A 2861-nucleotide genomic window follows, 5' to 3' on the forward strand; every position below is an offset into this window, starting at 1 on the left:
GAAGGCTTAAATGCGACCCCTTCGGGCCCTTGGAGCTCTTCGGGGCTTAGTGTGAGAAAAGAAGAGCAGCCCTTTCGCACGAAGCCACAAAGCACACAAAGGAACACGAAGAGAACTCCTTGAAGCTTAGTAAGATCATTCACCCTTTAACATGAAACCCTCAAATTCCCTTTTTACCGATAAAAAGTTCTGGGCTTACCTCATTAAGTTCACCGCCGTCTTCTGCCTTTGCTATTTCGGCACATTGGCGGTAATAGGTATAGCCGCGCCCGGAGGGCTTCATAGCACTTTTGTAGAAAAGCACCTGGATTACGTAAGCTGGATAAAAGATTCGCTGATATGGGCTACCGGGTTGATTTTATCGGTTTTCCATATTGCTACCTACACGGTACCGGAACATATTATCAGGTTTGTGAATGGAAACGGCGTGCATATCGCCATGGATTGCGTGGGCTACGGAGTCTATAGCTTCTGGATTGCCTTTGTGGCGGCCAACAAGGGCAGATTGCTGAAAAAAATTATATGGATTATTGCCGGTTTACTGGGGTTATGGTTCATTAATGTGATCAGGATTACCTTATACCTTACTTCGCTTAACAGGGATTGGACGTTGCCCTTTGGAATTGACCACCATACATGGTTTAATATTTTCGCATATTTACTTATTTTCGCGCTCATATTTTTTTATGACCGGTCTTTTTCAGGACGCAACACTCATAATAAAAATAAAAATTCTTTTCCCGTACAATAAAATAAAAAGAATGGGGTTTTAACTATCGTAAATCTCCCAAATTTTATTTCAAAAAAATTAGACCCCTTGAGAAAAAAAACTATCTTTATCCTGCGAAACTGGAAATTGAATTTTTTTAACGCATCAACCACCCTTGACTAACTGATGAAGGTTTCCATTATTACTGTAACAAAAAATTCTGCAAAGCATCTCTCAGACTGCATTAACTCTGTGAGGAGACAGAATTATAAAAACATTGAGTACATCATAGTAGATGGGCTTTCAACGGATAAAACACTTGATATTATCCGGAAAAATGAAAGCTTTATTGACTACTGGATTTCGGAGGCAGACAGGGGAATGTACGATGCGATCAATAAGGGAATAAGCCTGGCCACCGGCGACATCATTGGCATTCTGAACAGCGATGATATGCTGGCTTCCGCCGATGCCATCCGCAGCATTGTGGATTGCTTTGAAACTACAGGAACGGAATCAGTCTATGGCGACCTTGTATACGTAGATGCCGAAAATACACAAAAAGTAATCCGCTATTGGAAAGGCAATCCTTATAAGAGATCGCGTTTCCGCTATGGCTGGATGCCCGCTCATCCTACCTTCTATATGAAGCGTGAGCTGGTTGAAAAATACGGCCTGTACGAAAATCATTACTATACAGCGGCCGATTATGAATTCATGGCGCGCTATCTTTTCCTTCATAAAGTATCTGCACAATATATCGACGCCATGCTCGTAAAAATGCGCTGTGGCGGCATTAGTAATAATACTTTGAAAAGCAGGCTGCGCGCCAACAGGAGGGATTTTTTAGCGATGAAGCGGAATAAAATCCCGTTCTCATTTTTTGTTTCCGTATTAAAGCCATTGATCAAGATTCCCCAGTTTAAAAGCCATTACGCAAAGCAATATATGATGCAGGAGCGGCAGGATACCAGGTTTGTAATCTCCTCTGTCCCGGTTCTTGCTGCCGAAGAATAATACAGTAATTTTGTAGCATGGGTTTTTTCTCCTCCAAAAAGAAGGCTGCGGCATATACCGGGTTTACCTGGCTCTCACGCGATATTCATTCTCATCTTTTGCCGGGGATAGATGATGGTTCCCCCGACGTGGAAACTTCACTGCAGCTTTTGAAATCACTGCAGGATGCGGGCATCAGGGAATTTATTTGTACGCCGCACGTGATTGGCGATATGTTTCGCAATACGCCTGAAACTATCAATAATGCATTGGAAAAGCTGCAAAAAGCAGCCAGGCAAAACGGCCTTGAGGTAGAATTGAGCGCTGCGGCCGAGTATATGCTTGACGATCATTTTATGGGCCTGCTGCGAAGCAAAGAGCCTTTAATGACGCTTACCCATAACTATATCCTCACCGAACTTTCTTACTCTTCGGCTCCCTCAAAACTGGAAGAAATCAGCTTTGAAATCAGCGTGAATAATTACCAGCCGCTGATGGCTCATCCCGAGCGGTATCCCTATTATCATAAAAACTACGAAGCCTATTCCCGGCTTAAAGAACTAGGATTTTTATTGCAGGTAAACCTGCTCTCTCTTACCGGCTATTACGGAAAATCGGTAGCCAAAGCAGCCAAATACATCCTCGATAACGGCCTTGCCGATTTTGTAGGCACCGACCTTCACCATTTTAAACACCTGAATGTGCTTACCGATACCCAATCCATTGCTTTGTTTGAGAAATATTTGGGGGATAGGGTGTTTAATGAGTTTAGGGGATAGGGTAGATGGTTGAATTGTTGATTGGTATATTGTTTAGGAAGTTTAGAAGTTGAGATGGTTAGATGGTTAGATGGTTTAGACGTTTAGATTGTTTAGATGCACAATAACAATTCCGTGTATTTATTGCTTTACTGCCATTTTCAAATTTTCGAATTTTCACATTTTCCCATTTTCATATTGGCACATTAGCCCATCAGCTAATCAGCTAATTAGTACATTTTCCCATTTTCAAATTTTCGAATTTTCACATTTTCCCATTTTCTCATTATCCCACATTAACTAATTAGTTAATCCTTAATAACCCAAGTAATCCACAAATAGGAAAGGTTTGGGGATAAAAAGGCCAGATAAATTTTGCAGAAGAAATGAAATTTGTA

At 41.5% G+C, this 2861-nt stretch carries 3 protein-coding genes; all 3 read left to right on the forward strand.

Annotated elements, in window-relative coordinates; genetic code table 11:
* Positions 1-151: 151 nt before the first annotated feature.
* The 3 genes from EFY79_RS21170 to EFY79_RS21180 all read left to right on the forward strand — a co-directional run bounded on the left by EFY79_RS21170 (position 152) and on the right by EFY79_RS21180 (position 2484).
* The gene (locus tag EFY79_RS21170; RefSeq protein ID WP_123122758.1) at positions 152-751 is read left to right on the forward strand and encodes an exosortase/archaeosortase family protein; all 600 of its coding nucleotides are present in this window, start codon (positions 152-154) and stop codon (positions 749-751) included.
* Positions 752-895: 144 nt separating this feature from the next.
* Positions 896-1726, forward strand: a complete 831-nt coding sequence (locus EFY79_RS21175) for a glycosyltransferase family 2 protein (RefSeq protein WP_123122759.1) — start codon at positions 896-898, stop codon at positions 1724-1726.
* 17 nt (positions 1727-1743) lie between these two features.
* Positions 1744-2484, forward strand: a complete 741-nt coding sequence (locus tag EFY79_RS21180) for a tyrosine-protein phosphatase (RefSeq protein WP_123122760.1) — start codon at positions 1744-1746, stop codon at positions 2482-2484.
* Positions 2485-2861 lie beyond the last annotated feature (377 nt).

The organism is Hanamia caeni, assembly GCF_003721595.1.
Lineage (GTDB): Bacteria > Bacteroidota > Bacteroidia > Chitinophagales > Chitinophagaceae > Ginsengibacter > Ginsengibacter caeni.

Coding starts and splice junctions, on each gene's coding strand:
- EFY79_RS21180 (WP_123122760.1), top strand. CDS start 1,744: ATGGGTTTTTTCTCCTCCAAAAAGAAGGCTGCGGCATATACCGGGTTT.
- EFY79_RS21175 (WP_123122759.1), top strand. CDS start 896: ATGAAGGTTTCCATTATTACTGTAACAAAAAATTCTGCAAAGCATCTC.
- EFY79_RS21170 (WP_123122758.1), top strand. CDS start 152: ATGAAACCCTCAAATTCCCTTTTTACCGATAAAAAGTTCTGGGCTTAC.